At 71.1% G+C, this 13,451-nt stretch carries 10 protein-coding genes; 5 read left to right on the forward strand and 5 right to left on the reverse strand.

Annotation, left to right across the window (positions count from 1 at the left end):
• Positions 1-323: 323 nt before the first annotated feature.
• Positions 324-1,667 carry a UDP-glucose dehydrogenase family protein gene (locus KO717_RS22160; protein ID WP_301370564.1) on the reverse strand — a complete coding sequence of 448 codons (1,344 nt, stop codon included), beginning with the start codon at positions 1,665-1,667 and terminating at the stop codon, positions 324-326.
• 194 nt (positions 1,668-1,861) lie between these two features.
• On the opposite strand from KO717_RS22160, the gene KO717_RS22165 reads away from it, so the two are divergent.
• The 3 genes from KO717_RS22165 (at position 1,862) to KO717_RS22175 (ending at position 5,002) form a co-directional block, all read left to right on the forward strand.
• Complete coding sequence (locus tag KO717_RS22165) at positions 1,862-3,034, forward strand: acyl-CoA dehydrogenase family protein (RefSeq protein WP_301370567.1); 1,173 nt, start codon at positions 1,862-1,864, stop codon at positions 3,032-3,034.
• A 127-nt stretch (positions 3,035-3,161) separates the two neighbouring features.
• Positions 3,162-3,815, forward strand: a complete 654-nt coding sequence (locus tag KO717_RS22170) for a hypothetical protein (RefSeq protein WP_301370569.1) — start codon at positions 3,162-3,164, stop codon at positions 3,813-3,815.
• A gap of 104 nt (positions 3,816-3,919) precedes the next feature.
• Positions 3,920-5,002 carry a nucleotidyltransferase family protein gene (locus tag KO717_RS22175; RefSeq protein WP_301370570.1) on the forward strand — a complete coding sequence of 361 codons (1,083 nt, stop codon included), beginning with the start codon at positions 3,920-3,922 and terminating at the stop codon, positions 5,000-5,002.
• 64 nt (positions 5,003-5,066) lie between these two features.
• Here KO717_RS22175 and KO717_RS22180 read toward each other — a convergent pair whose 3' ends face one another.
• The gene (locus KO717_RS22180; protein WP_301370573.1) at positions 5,067-6,371 is read right to left on the reverse strand and encodes an LCP family protein; all 1,305 of its coding nucleotides are present in this window, start codon (positions 6,369-6,371) and stop codon (positions 5,067-5,069) included.
• Between the two features lie 105 nt (positions 6,372-6,476).
• On the opposite strand from KO717_RS22180, the gene KO717_RS22185 reads away from it, so the two are divergent.
• A complete protein-coding gene (locus KO717_RS22185; RefSeq protein ID WP_301370575.1) occupies positions 6,477-7,013 on the forward strand; it encodes an acyl-CoA thioesterase in 537 nt (178 codons plus the stop codon).
• 25 nt (positions 7,014-7,038) lie between these two features.
• Here KO717_RS22185 and KO717_RS22190 read toward each other — a convergent pair whose 3' ends face one another.
• A complete protein-coding gene (locus tag KO717_RS22190; RefSeq protein WP_437184550.1) occupies positions 7,039-8,541 on the reverse strand; it encodes an LCP family protein in 1,503 nt (500 codons plus the stop codon).
• 166 nt (positions 8,542-8,707) lie between these two features.
• On the opposite strand from KO717_RS22190, the gene KO717_RS22195 reads away from it, so the two are divergent.
• Positions 8,708-9,733 (forward strand): glycosyltransferase family 2 protein, encoded by a 1,026-nt coding sequence (locus KO717_RS22195; RefSeq protein WP_301370577.1) that lies wholly within the window; start codon positions 8,708-8,710, stop codon positions 9,731-9,733.
• A 74-nt stretch (positions 9,734-9,807) separates the two neighbouring features.
• Here KO717_RS22195 and KO717_RS22200 read toward each other — a convergent pair whose 3' ends face one another.
• Both KO717_RS22200 and KO717_RS22205 read right to left on the reverse strand, forming a co-directional pair.
• Complete coding sequence (locus tag KO717_RS22200; protein WP_301370579.1) at positions 9,808-11,523, reverse strand: LCP family protein; 1,716 nt, start codon at positions 11,521-11,523, stop codon at positions 9,808-9,810.
• Positions 11,524-11,581: 58 nt separating this feature from the next.
• A complete protein-coding gene (locus KO717_RS22205; protein WP_301370581.1) occupies positions 11,582-13,312 on the reverse strand; it encodes an LCP family protein in 1,731 nt (576 codons plus the stop codon).
• Positions 13,313-13,451 lie beyond the last annotated feature (139 nt).

Genomic DNA, 13,451 nt, shown 5'->3' on the forward strand with positions numbered 1-13,451 from the left:
TCCGCTCATCCCTCTCCTTCCGACCCGGCCGCGGCGCCTGCACCCGGCGGCCTGTGGATCTTGCGAGAGGGACTGTGGCAGCACGCCGCCATCGGCCCGGGAGGGTCAGCGACCGCGTCACGGGAATTCACCGGAATACCCACCGGAACCACCCGTACGGAGTCCCCGCCCGGTGCGTCCGGCCCCGCCTGCGTTCGAGGCGCTCTTTTCAGCCTTGCCGGCGATCGAGGCGCGGGGTCCGGGGCAGCGCCCGGCAACGGCGCCGCACCAGCACCCCGGATCCGCACGGCCCCGGGATCCGCACCCAAACCCCGGCCCGAGGGCTACGCGCGCGGGCGGCCCATCGCCCGGTAGGTCCAGCCCGCGGTCCGCCACTTCACCGGGTCCAGCGCGTTGCGGCCGTCCAGGACGAGCCGGTCGGTCACCACACCGGCCAGCTCCGCCGGGTCGAGGTCACGGAACTCGCGCCACTCGGTGAGGTGGAGGACGACCTCCGCGCCCCGGGCCGCCGCCAGCGCGGAGTCCGCGTAGCCGAGGGTCGGGAAGACGCGGCGGGCGTTGTCCATGCCCTTGGGGTCGTAGACGGTGACCTGGCCGCCCTGGAGGTGGATCTGCCCGGCCACGTTCAGCGCGGGGGAGTCCCGTACGTCGTCGGAGTCCGGCTTGAAGGTGGCTCCGAGCACGGCGACCCGCTTGCCGAGGAACGAGCCGCCCACGGCCTCCCGGGCCAGCTCGACCATGTGCCCGCGCCGGCGCATGTTGATGGAGTCGACCTCGCGCAGGAAGGTCAGCGCCTGGTCGGCGCCCAGCTCACCGGCGCGCGCCATGAAGGCCCGGATGTCCTTGGGCAGGCAGCCGCCGCCGAAGCCGATCCCGGCGCGCAGGAACTTCGCGCCGATCCGCTCGTCGTAGCCGATCGCCTCCGCCAGCTTGACCACGTCGCCGCCGGCGGCCTCGCAGACCTCCGCCATCGCGTTGATGAAGGAGATCTTGGTGGCGAGGAAGGAGTTCGCGGCGGTCTTCACCAGCTCCGCGGTCGGGAAGTCGGTGACCACCAGCGGGGTCCCCTCCGACATCGGCGTCTCGTACACCTCGCGCAGCAGCTTCTCGGCGCGCTCGCCCTGGACGCCGATCACGATCCGGTCCGGGTGCAGGGTGTCGTCCACCGCGAAGCCCTCCCGCAGGAACTCCGGGTTCCAGGCCAGCTCCACGTCCGCGCCCGCCGGGGCCAGCTCCGCGAGCTTCACCGCGAGCCGCTCCGCCGAGCCCACCGGCACCGTGGACTTGCCGACCACCAGGACCGGCCGCGTCAGGTGCGGGGCCAGCGAGGCCATCGCGGAGTCCACGTAGGACATGTCGCAGGCGTACTCGCCGTGCTTCTGCGGAGTGTTCACGCAGACGAAGTGGACGTCGCCGAAGGCGCCGACCTCCTCGAAGGAGGTGGTGAACCGCAGCCGGCCGGTCGAGCCCGGCAGCCCGGCCACGTGCTTGGCCAGCAGTTCCTCCAGCCCCGGCTCGTACATCGGGACCCGGCCCGAGGCCAGCATCTCGATCTTCTCGGGCACCACGTCCAGCCCCAGCACCTCGAAGCCCAGCTCCGCCATCGCGGCGGCGTGGGTCGCACCGAGGTATCCGGTGCCGATCACAGTGATCCTGAGGGGGGCCATGGGTGCTCCAGAGGTGCGGGGCCGTTTGCGGCCACTGAGCATAGTCGGGCCCACCAGCGGGGACGTTCCCCAGGAGACCCCCGCTGTCACCCATCTCACGTGGCCCGTCCATATCGCCATCCGTGACCGGACCACTAGGCTTGGGTTACTTAACGGTAGTTAGCATCACGCATCACCCTGGGGAGTGAGAGATCTTGGCGGGTTCTGCCGACTTCGACCTGTACCGCCCGGCCGAGGAGCACGACATGCTCCGCGAGTCGGTCCGCTCGCTCGCCGAGGCGAAGATCCTGCCGTTCGCCGCAGCGGTCGACGAGGAATCCCGCTTCCCGCAGGAGGCCCTGGACGCCCTGGTCTCCAGCGACCTGCACGCCGTCCACGTGCCCGAGACCTACGGCGGCGCGGGCGCCGACGCCCTCGCGACCGTGATCGTGATCGAGGAGGTGGCCCGTGTCTGCGCCTCCTCCTCCCTCATCCCGGCCGTGAACAAGCTCGGCTCGCTCCCGGTGATCCTCTCCGGTTCCGAGGAGCTCAAGGCCAAGTACCTCGGCCCGCTGGCCAAGGGCGACGCGATGTTCTCGTACGCGCTCTCCGAGCCGGACGCGGGCTCCGACGCCGCCGGCATGAAGACCCGCGCCGTGCGCGACGGGGACTTCTGGGTGCTCAACGGCGTCAAGCGCTGGATCACCAACGCGGGCGTCTCCGAGTACTACACGGTCATGGCCGTCACCGACCCGGAGAAGCGCTCCAAGGGCATCAGCGCCTTCGTCGTGGAGAAGGGCGACGAGGGCGTGTCCTTCGGCGCCCCGGAGAAGAAGCTCGGCATCAAGGGCTCCCCGACGCGCGAGGTCTACCTCGACAACGTCCGGATCCCGGCCGACCGCATGATCGGCGCCGAGGGCACCGGCTTCGCCACCGCGATGAAGACCCTGGACCACACCCGCATCACCATCGCGGCCCAGGCGCTCGGCATCGCCCAGGGCGCCCTGGACTACGCCAAGGGCTACGTCCAGGAGCGCAAGCAGTTCGGCAAGCCGATCGGCGACTTCCAGGGCGTGCAGTTCATGCTCGCGGACATGGCCATGAAGATCGAGGCCGCCCGCCAGCTGACGTACTCGGCCGCCGCCCGCTCGGAGCGCGTCTCCGCCGGAGGCGCCCACGAGGACCTGACGTTCTTCGGCGCCGCGGCCAAGTGCTTCGCCTCCGACGTGGCCATGGAGGTCACCACGGACGCCGTCCAGCTCCTCGGCGGTTACGGCTACACCCGTGACTACCCGGTGGAGCGCATGATGCGCGACGCCAAGATCACGCAGATCTACGAGGGCACCAACCAGGTCCAGCGGATCGTCATGGCCCGCAACCTGCCGTAGGGCCCGGCTCCGCCGAAACACGTGGCTCCCGGCGTGCTGCCGGGGGCCACGTGCGACGCGGCCGGCGGCGCACCCTAGGCTGTGCGCCGGTCGGCCCCCGGGCGCGGGGCTCAGGGGGGAACGCAACGTGCTGTCCGCAGAACGTCAGATATCGGGGATGCTCCGGCAGATCGCCCGTCAGCAGGACGTCATCGAGATCGGCCCCCAGGGCTCCCGCCCGAAGGCGGCCGCCCTCGTGTACATGGCGGAGCAGTACGGCTACCTGTACGGCGAGGCGCACGCGACCGGGTACAAGGACTCGCACATCCTCCTGCGGATGTACCGGGACCCGAGCCCCGAGGCGCGCTCCCGCGAGGCGGCCACCCTCACGGCCCATCCGCGGGCGGGGATCGGCGGGACGGTGCCGGGGCTGGCGCCGGGGTCGCTGAAGCCCGTCCCCGAGGCGGCCGGCGCCGTGGCCGTGCTGAAGGACCTCATCGCCTTCGACCTCGCGGCCCGCTACATCACCGACCGACGCCAGAAGGTGATGTGCTACCTCGCCTGCGTGCTCGTGACCGCGGTCCTGCTCGCCACCGGCCCGCTCGTCGAGGCGGTGGCCTCCGGCGTGAGCCTCGTGCTGATCCTGGCCGTGGCGCTGAAGGCGGGTCGGATCCACCGGGAGAAGCTGGCCCGGCGCCTGACGGAAGCCGGGCTCTTCGCGGTGCGCGACGAGCAGGGCAGGCAGCGGTTCCTGCGCCCGGGGCAGCAGTTGCCCGGCCACGCGAACCCGTTCGCCGCCTGAGGTCCTGGCCTGCGGCGCAGGCGGACGCACACACCGCCCATGGGGGGCACCCGCATGGGCTAAATTTGGACCTTCGTACGCCGGAATCGGTTGGGGAGAACGCAATGACGGAAGCGATCCTGCTGGTCGGCGGACAAGGGACGCGCCTGCGCCCCGTGACGGTGAACACGCCCAAGCCGATGGTTCCCACGGCCGGTGTCCCGTTCCTCGCCCACCAGATAGCCAGGGCCGCCGCCGCCGGTGTCACGCACATCGTGATGGCCACCTGCTACCTCGCCGAGGTCTTCGAGCCCTACTTCGGCGACGGATCCGCATTCGGCCTCAGCCTCGAATACGTGGTCGAGGACGAGCCCCTCGGGACCGGCGGCGCCATCCGCAACGCCGGAGCGCGCCTGACCGGCGGCCCGGACTCCTCGGTCCTCGTCTTCAACGGCGACATCCTCACCGGCCTGGACATCGCCGGTCTGGTCGAGTCCCACGAGGCGGCCGACGCCGACGTCTCCCTGCACCTGGTCCGCGTCGACGACCCGCGCGCCTTCGGCCTGGTCCCCACCGACTCCGAGGGGCGGGTGCTGGCCTTCACCGAGAAGCCGCAGACCCCCGAGGAGATCATCACCGACCAGATCAACGCCGGCTGCTACGTCTTCCGCCGCAGCGTGATCGACTCCATCCCGGCCGGCCGCCCGGTCTCCGTCGAGCGCGAGACCTTCCCCGGCCTGCTCGCCGCCGGGGCCAAGCTGCACGGCGTCACCGAGAACACCTACTGGATGGACCTCGGCAAGCCCGAGTCGATCATCCAGGCCTCCGCCGACCTCGTACGCGGCGTGGTCTCCTCCCCGGCCGTCCCCGGACGGCGCGGCGAGTCCCTGGTCCTGCCGGGCGCCGAAGTGGCGGCCGGGGCCAAGCTGTCCGGGGGCACCGTCGTGGGCGCGGGCGCCCGGATCGAGGCCGGAGCGGTCGTCCAGGGCTCCATCGTGCTCGACGGCGCCGTCATCGGCCCGGACGCCCAGGTGAACGCCAGCCTGATCGGCGCCCGCGCCTCGGTCGGCGCGCGGACCGTCCTCGACGCCGCCGTCATCGGCGACGGCGCCGCCGTGGGGGCCGACAACGAACTGCGCGGCGGCGCCCGCGTGTGGTGCGGGGCGCAGCTGCCCGCCGCCGCCATCCGCTTCTCCCCGGACGCCTGACCGGACGTCCGGTCCCGGACCGGGGAAGGGAGTACGGCCGACGGGCCGCACTCCCTCACCGCCGTCAGTTGCCGCGGACGGTGACCTTCTCGTCGTTCTGGATCTGCTTCACCAGCTGCTGCACCTTCGCCTTGTCCCAGACGAGGTTGCCGCCGCGCTGGCCCGAGATCGGCATGTTCATCGACACGCCGTCACCGCCGTTGACGCCCTTCATCGCGAAGAACATCTGGCCCATGTCGTACAGGCCCATGTCCTTGTCCACGATGAGGGTGTCCAGGCCCGCGCCCAGCATCGGGTAGAGCGCGAACGGGTTGAGGATCGTCGACGGCGTCGCGGCCTGGCTCGCCAGCGCCGACAGGAACTTCTGCTGGTTCTTCGTCCGCTGCAGGTCGGACTCGGCGAAGGCGTACCGGGTCCGTACGAAGGCCAGGGACTGCTCGCCGTTCAGGGTCTGCTTGCCGGCCTTGAAGTCGGCGCCCGACTTCTCGTCCTTGAAGCCCTCCTCGATGTTCAGCTCCACACCGCCCAGCGCGTCCACGATGTTCGCGAAGCCGGCGAAGCCGATCTCCGCATAGTGGTCGATGCGCAGGCCCGTGTTGTGCTCCACCGTCCGCACCAGCAGCTCGGGGCCGTCCTCCGCGTACGCGGCGTTGAGCTTGACCCGGCGCCCCTGGGCGGGGAACGTCTTGCCGGACTGCGAGCCCACGAAGGACGGGATCTCCACGTCCGAGTCGCGGGGCAGCGAGATCATGGTGTTCCCGCTGGAGCACTTCGCCAGGATCATCATCGAGTCGGTCCGCTTGCCCTCGGCCGAGCCGGTGTGCAGCTTCTTCTTCTCCTCGGCGGTCATCCCCTCGCGGCTGTCGGAGCCCACGATCAGGTACGTCGTGCAGTCGCCCTCCTTCGGGCGCTCGATGACCTTGGAGAGGTCCACCTCGCGGCGCACCTTGGAGTCGGCCCAGAAATAGGTGGCGACCGAGGTCACCAGCAGCGCGGAGACCAGCACGATCGAGCCGACCTTGATCCGCTTGCGCCAGTCCGGTGCCGGGCCGGGCGCCCGCCCGGGGCGGCCGGGTCCGGACGGCCCGCCGGGGCCTCCCGGCCCACCGGGGCCGCCGCCCTGCGGCGCCCCGTAGACCTGGCCGGTGTTGTAGCCGCTGTCGTAACCGCCGTACGTGTCGTGGCCGCCCGCCTGCTGCGGGGGCACGCCGTACGCCGGCGGCGGGCCCGCCGGGCGCTGCGGGGGCCGCGGAGGCTGCTGCGGCTGCGGCTGCCGCTGGATGTGCCGCATCCGCTGCACACCCTCGGGCTGCGGCTGTGCGCTGCCGCGCCCGTACGCGTCGTCACGACCTTCTGGCCAGTCATTCATGCGCCAAGAATGCCTGCCCGGAGGCCTGCTCCGACAGCCCGGTCCACATTCCGTACCGCTGCTGTTGCAGAGCTGATGCCTCCCTGACCCAACTAAGGTGTGCGTATGACACAGATACCGGGCGAGCTGCCCGGGAAGCCCACCGCAGCCTCCCGGACGACCCTCAGCCACATCATGACCGCCAACGACACCAACCTCCTCGGAACGGTGCACGGCGGCGTGATCATGAAGCTGGTGGACGACGCGGCGGGCGCCGTGGCCGGCCGCCACTCCGGCGGCCCGGCAGTCACCGCCTCCATGGACGAGATGGCCTTCCTCGCGCCCGTGCGCGTGGGCGACCTCGTCCACGTGAAGGCCCAGTGCAACTGGACCGGCCGCTCCTCCATGGAGATCGGCGTACGCGTCCTCGCGGAGCGGTGGAACGAGTCCACCCCCGCCACCCAGGTCGGCACCGCCTACCTCGTCTTCGCCGCGGTCGACGCCGACGGCAAGCCCCGCGAGGTCCCGCCCGTCCTCCCGGAGACCGAACAGGACGAGCGGCGCTACCAGGAGGCCCAGATCCGCCGCACCCACCGGCTCGCCCGCCGCCAGGCGATCATGGCGCTGCGCGAGGAGCGGTCGGCCCAGGGCTTCGACGACTGACGACCCGGTCCGCGCAGTCCCCGGCCTAGTCCCCGCAGACCACCTGGTCGCCGGTGACCACCCCGAAGGTGCCCTGGTACGGGTCCTCGGCGCGCACCGGAACCACCTTGCGGTAGTCCGCGCCCGCGACCACCAGCACCGTCCGGCCCTGGCCCGCCACCGCCCGCAGTTCGCTGCCCGGCAGCGCGGTCGCCACCGACCGGGCGGAGCGGTCCCAGCGGGGGTCGTATGTGATCACCGTGCGCTTGACCTCGCGGCTGGCGCCGTTGCCCGGGGCCTGGGTGGTGTCGAAGCCGGTGGCGCGCAGCGCGGCGTCGACCCGGCCGCCCAGGCCGTCGATCCGGGTGCCGTTCTCCACCTGGACCCGGACCTGGGGCGGCGGCACGTCCACGGGCACCGCCGCGGGCGGGCCTCCTTCGGCCTTCCCGGGCCGCGCCGGGGCCAGCGGCCGGTCCTGGCGCAGCGCCTCGAACAACTTGGCCGCCTTCGGCTCGTCCCACTTCACGGTGGACCCGATGCCCTTCACGGGGAAGGACGGGCTGCCGATGGGCACCGAGGCGAACTCCGAGGAGGACGGGGTGAAGTCCCGCATCGCCTGTCCGAGGGCCAGCATCTGCTCCGAGCCGAAGTCCTTGTCGGCCCGCACGGAGCCGAGAAGGGTGGAGCTGACCTCCTTGAACTTCACCGGGTTCAGCAGCACCCCGCCCCCGGTCGCCTGCTTGATCAGGGCGGCGACGAACCGCTGCTGGCGCTGCATCCGGCCGAGGTCGGAGGCCCCGTCGACATGGCGCGAGCGCACGTACTGCAGGGCCTGTCCGCCGCTGAGGCGGTGGCTGCCCGGCAGCAGGTCGAGGCCGGTGTTGCGGTCCCGCATGGTCTTGGCCGTGCAGATTTCCACGCCGCCCATCGCGTCGACCGTCTTCATGAAACTGGTGAAGTCGACCTCCAGGTAGTGGTCGATCTTCACCCGGGTCATGTTCTCCACGGTCCGCACCGTCAGGTTGGGCCCGCCCTCCGCGTACGCCGCGTTCAGCCGTACGGGATGCGCCTTGTGCGCCTTGCCGGTGACGAGGTCCCGGTGCGCGGGCACCTCGGCGTAGCTGTCGCGGGGCAGGCTGATCACACTGGCCCGTTCCTTGTCGGCCGACAGGTGCACCAGCATGATCGTGTCCGTGCAGTGGCAGGGCGCGCCGCCCAGGCGGTACTCGCGCTTCTCCTCCGGGGAGATCTTCTCCCGCCCGTCGGTGCCCACCAGCAGGAAGTTGAGGCCGTGTCCGGCCTGCGGGCGGTTCTTCATGTCCTTGAACGGGTCCACCCGCTCGATCCCGGTGTCCAGGCCGGTCATCACGGCGTGCCCGACGGCCCCGGAGCCGAGCACCGCCACCGACAGCCCGGCCGCGAGCCGTACGCCCCACCGGGGCCGCCCGTCCCGGTGCCGGGCAGGACCGCCTCCGCCCCGTCGCGCGCGCTGCGGCCGTGGCGGCCCTTCGGGACGGGCGGGACGGTGCGGCTGGGGCACGGTGGACACCTCCGCGGGGCAGCAGGGAGACCGGTCGGGCCGGCCGGCCGGATCAGCTGATTCGGCAGAACAGTAGGCCCATACGATCAGCTGCTGTCCTTACCGGTCGCTCGGCGCGCAACCGGTTCCCCCGTACGCGGTAACGTGACACCGATACCCGACCTTGAAGGACCACATGCCCGCCCAGCAGCCCGCAGTCTCGGTGATCATGCCGGTGCTCGACGAGGAGCACTACCTCCGCGATTCCGTCCGCCACATCCTGGAACAGGAGTACGCGGGCGAGATGGAGGTGGTGATCGCGCTCGGGCCGTCCACGGACCGCACCGACGAGATCGCCGCAGAACTCGTCGCCGAGGATCCCCGAGTCCACACCGTCCCGAATCCCACCGGCCGGACCCCGGCGGCGCTCAACGCCGCCATCCAGGCCTCGCGTCACCCGATCGTGGTGCGCGTCGACGGGCACGGCATGCTGTCGCCGAACTACATCGCCACCGCCGTCCGCCTCCTGGAGGAGACCGGCGCCCAGAACGTCGGCGGCATCATGCACGCCGAGGGCGAGAACGCCTGGGAAGAGGCCGTCGCCGCCGCGATGACCTCGAAGATCGGTGTCGGCAACGCACCGTTCCACACCGGCGGCCAGGCGGGACCGGCCGAAACCGTCTACCTCGGGGTCTTCCGCCGCGAGGCGCTGGAACAGCAGGGCGGTTACAACGAGGAGTTCATCCGCGCCCAGGACTGGGAGCTGAACTTCCGCATCCGCGAAGCCGGCGGTCTGATCTGGTTCTCGCCGGAGCTGATGGTCCAGTACCGCCCGCGGCGCTCCGTCAAGGCGCTGGCCAAGCAGTACAAGGACTACGGGCGCTGGCGGCACGTGGTGGCCCGCTACCACTCGGGCTCCATCAACCTGCGCTACCTGGCCCCGCCGACCCTCGTCTGCGCGATCGCCGCGAGTGTGGTCGTGGGCGTGACCGTCAGCCCCCTGGGCTTCGTCCTTCCGGCCGGCTATCTCGCGGCGATCACCGCGGGCTCGGTACCGGCGGGCAAGGGGCTCGGGATCAAGGCACGGGCGCAGATCCCCGTGGCCCTGGCGACCATGCACCTGAGCTGGGGATTCGGCTTCCTGACCAGCCCGCGGGCCCTGGCGGACAAGGTCATCGCGAGCCGCCGTCCGGCCGTGCACCGGGACCCCTCGCAGGTCTGAGACGTACGAAAGGGGCCCGGCCCGGAGGCTGCGTACCGACGCAGCCGCCGTGCCGGGCCCCTTTCGCGTGCGTGCTACCAGGTGAAGCCCGGCTGGACCGCCATGCAGGCGCCCTCGTTGTCGCCGTTGAGCGCGTGGGCGGAGGTCGGGGCCACGGTCGGGGCGGGCGGCGGCGGGGTCGGCGCGCTGCCCGTCCGCCAGTCCTTGCCGACGAACAGGGTGATCCCGGGGACCTCCTCGGACTTCTGCACCGAGGTGGCGGGCAGGCCCAGGGCGGTGGCCACGGCGCCCGCGTCGGCCGCCTGGGCGTCCGTGGCGTAGCGGACGACCGTGGTGTCCTCGGCGCCGGTCTGGGTGTCGGCGGCGGCCTTGGTGAAGCCCTTGCCGGTCAGCACCGCGGCCACGTCGTTCGCACGGTTCTTGACCCGGGTCTCGGCGCCGTCCTTGCCGCCCGTGGCGTTGCGGACGGTGACCACGATCTTCGCGGGAGCCGCGGCCGGGGCCGTGCTCGGGGCCGTGCTCGGAGCCGTGGTCGGGGTGTCGGGTGTGCCCGGAGCCGCGGAGGCGCCCGGTGAGGGGGATGCGCCGCCCTCCTGGGTTCCGGAGCCCTTGCCGTCGAGCGCGATGTCCTCGCGGATCATCCGGAACACGGCCTCGGCCTCGCCCGCCATGGGCTCGACCCGGCCGTCCATGCCGGGCCTGGTGCTGTACACCCACGGCATGGTGGTCATGGTGATCCGGCCCGGGGGCACCTTCTTGAGCTCCATGCTCAGGTCGTACAGCTTGTCGATCTTGTTCAGGCCGTTGTCCACGACCATGGCATCGATCGCCGCCTGCGCCAGGCTGTTGAGCTTCACCGGGTTGGTGAGCTTGGCGTTCTTGCGGAACTCGCGGGCCATCGACGTCATGTACTGGTGCTGGGCGTGGGTGCGGCCGATGTCCGTGCCGTCCTCGAAGCCGTAGCGGGTGCGCAGCCACTGCAGGGCCTGCTCGCCCTGGATGACGCTCGTGCCCTTCGGCAGCTTCAGGCCGGAGCCCTTGCCCTCACGGGTGCGGGAGTGGATGTTCTCCTCGACGCAGACGGGGACGCCGCCGATGGCGTCCGCCATCGAGACCACACCCTTGAAGTCGATCATCATGAAGTGATCGATGGGGATCTTGGTCAGCTCCTGCCAGGTGGCGACCGTGCAACCCGGACCGCCGCGCTGCAGGGACTCGTTGGTCTGCACGAGGCCCTTGCTGGCGGGGTGCACCTTGCCGCCCGGCTCGGTGCACTTGGGCATCATCAGGATCGTGTCGCGCGGCATCGAGACCACCGACATGTTGCTGCGGTCCGCGGACAGGTGCAGCAGCATCTGCACGTCCGCCAGCGGCGGGCCGCCGAAGGTGTCCGTGGCCCCGCCGAGCGACTGGTTGGCCTCGTCGTCGCGCGCGTCGGAGCCGATCAGCAGGATGTTCAGCGGGGTCTGCCCGAAGGCGTTGGGCTTGGACCCGCCCAGCTTGGTCTCGCCGAGGTTCAGTTCGTCCGTGTGGATGCTGCCGTTCAGATGGCGGTAGTACAGGTATCCGGCGGCCGCCGTCCCGAGTATCAGCAGGGACAGCACGGAGGCCGTCCAGCGCAGCACGCGCCGCCGGCCCTGTCTGCGGGTAGGTCCGCCGCCCGCCCGGCGGGCCGCACCGGAGCCGCCCCGCTGTGGGGGCACCGTGCCGGACGCGCCCGCCCCGCCGCCGGGTATCTCCCCGGCGGCCTGGGCGTTCGCCCCCTCCCCTCGCACGCTGCTGCGCCTCACACGTCCCCCTCAAGGTCCTTCTTGGTCAACGGAGTGCCGGTGTCACCGGCCATTCCTGCTACTTGGCGCAGACGGCCTTGTCGGCCTGCGCCTGCTGCACGTCCTCGGGCAGCTGCTGGGGCACCGGGGGCGCCAGCGGGGCGCCCGGCTTGTCGAAGTCCGGACCCAGCGTCAGCTTCATCGGGGTCTTCGCCGGGGCGTCCGCCGTCCCCACCTTCAGCGCTGTCGCGGGCAGGCCCATGATGTCGGCCAACGCCCGGGCCTGGTCGGCCTGGTTGGGGGCGTACTCCAGCTGCGTGGCGCCGACCTTCGCGGGCGCGTTGCCGACGTTGCTGGACTTGGACACGCCCTTGCTGTTCTGCAGCCAGTTCACCGTCGTGGAGGCGGCGCCCTTGGGGCCGCCGCCGTTGTAGATGCTCACCCGTACGTCCGCCGCGGTTGCGCGGTTGCCCTGGAGCAGCGCGTCCTGCTTTGCCTTCGTGTCCGCGTCGGCCGCCTCCTTGGCGGCCTGTTCCTTCTTCTCGACCTCCGTGAGCGAGACGTCCCCCCGGATCATCTGCAGCAGCGGATCGGCCAGGGCGTGATCGACGACGACGGTCGCCTTCTTGCCTTCCGGTTCGGCCGGGTTGTCGAGCACCGGGAGGGTGGTGAAGGTGATGTTCTTCGTGTCGATGCCCTTCAACTCACCGGCCAGATCGGTGAGTTTGCCGATGGACCCGATCCCCGAGTCCACACCCAGCGACTTGGTGGCGGCCTCCGCGAGGGAGAGGAACTTCTTGGGGCTGGTCAGCGTCTCCTTCGACTTCATCTCACGCATCATCGAACCCAGGAACTGCTGCTGGATCCTGATCCGGTCGAGGTCGCTGTTGTTGCCGAAGCCGTGCCGGGTGCGGACGAAGGCGAGGGCCTGTTCGCCCTCCAGGCGGTGTTCGCCGGCGTCCAGCTTGAGGTGGGAACCCTCCTCGTCGTTGACGGGCTTGGCCAGGCACACCGGCACTCCGCCGACCGCCGTGCTCAGCGTCTTGACGGCGTTGAAGTCGGCCATCATGAAGTGGTCGACCTCGATGCCGGTGAGTTCCTTGACCGTTCGCATGGTGCAGCCCGCGTCGCGGCCCTCCTGGCCCAGGCTGGTGTTGAAGCGGGTGCCCTTGGAGGGTGCGATCGTCTTCGTCGATCCGTCCGGCTGTTTCGTCGGGCAGGCCGGGATGTTGGTGATCAGGTCGCGGGGGATGGACAGCGCGGTCGCGTTGGTCCGGTCCTTCGAGACGTGGAACAGGATCGTGGTGTCGGCGTGGCCGACGCTGTCCTTGTCCCCGTAGTTCTCGTTGCCCGCGCCGGTGCGCTTGTCGGTTCCGATGACCAGGATGTTGATCGGCTGGTCCTTCTTGAAACCGCCGGTGCCCGCGCCCGCCACGTCGGTGACGCTGAGGTTGCCGTTCAGGTGGTTGTAGTAGAGGTACGCCGCCACGGAACCGCCGACCAGCAGGAACGCCAGCGTGCCCCCGGTGATGGCCAGCGCCTTCTTACGGCCTCCGCCGCCGAGCTTGCGGGAGCGTCCGCCGCGCCGGCCGCCGGGCGGCGGGTCGCCGCGCCGCGGCTTCGGTACGCCGGGGGAGGGGGCGGTAGGGGTTGAAGGAGCAGACGGTGATCTGCGGGGCGCGGTGACCTTGGGCCGCGCTTGCGCGGCGGAGTCGGCCAGTCGCAGTTCGTAGTTGCCGGTGCGGGGATTGAGTACCCACTGGTCTGCGGGGTCGATCTCGTCCGCCCGCCCACGGCTTTGCGCATCCACGGTTGCTCGAATCCTCCGTCGGTGCCTCGCGACGCGCCTCCCCCAGGCGCACGGTCAACGATCCGGCTGCTGGTGCCCGCCTCTGGTCCGGCCGGGCACCGGATCGCTCACCCTATCCGCCCTGTTCGGCGGCAAACCA

The sequence above is a fragment of the Streptomyces xanthophaeus genome, assembly GCF_030440515.1.
In the GTDB taxonomy this organism is placed as follows: domain Bacteria; phylum Actinomycetota; class Actinomycetes; order Streptomycetales; family Streptomycetaceae; genus Streptomyces; species Streptomyces kutzneri.

Bases quoted from the DNA above. Each gene is read 5' to 3' on its own strand.
- KO717_RS22160 (WP_301370564.1), bottom strand. From the start codon at position 1,667: ATGGCCCCCCTCAGGATCACTGTGATCGGCACCGGATACCTCGGTGCG.
- KO717_RS22180 (WP_301370573.1), bottom strand. From the start codon at position 6,371: ATGAATGACTGGCCAGAAGGTCGTGACGACGCGTACGGGCGCGGCAGC.
- KO717_RS22175 (WP_301370570.1), top strand. From the start codon at position 3,920: ATGACGGAAGCGATCCTGCTGGTCGGCGGACAAGGGACGCGCCTGCGC.
- KO717_RS22195 (WP_301370577.1), top strand. From the start codon at position 8,708: ATGCCCGCCCAGCAGCCCGCAGTCTCGGTGATCATGCCGGTGCTCGAC.
- KO717_RS22185 (WP_301370575.1), top strand. From the start codon at position 6,477: ATGACACAGATACCGGGCGAGCTGCCCGGGAAGCCCACCGCAGCCTCC.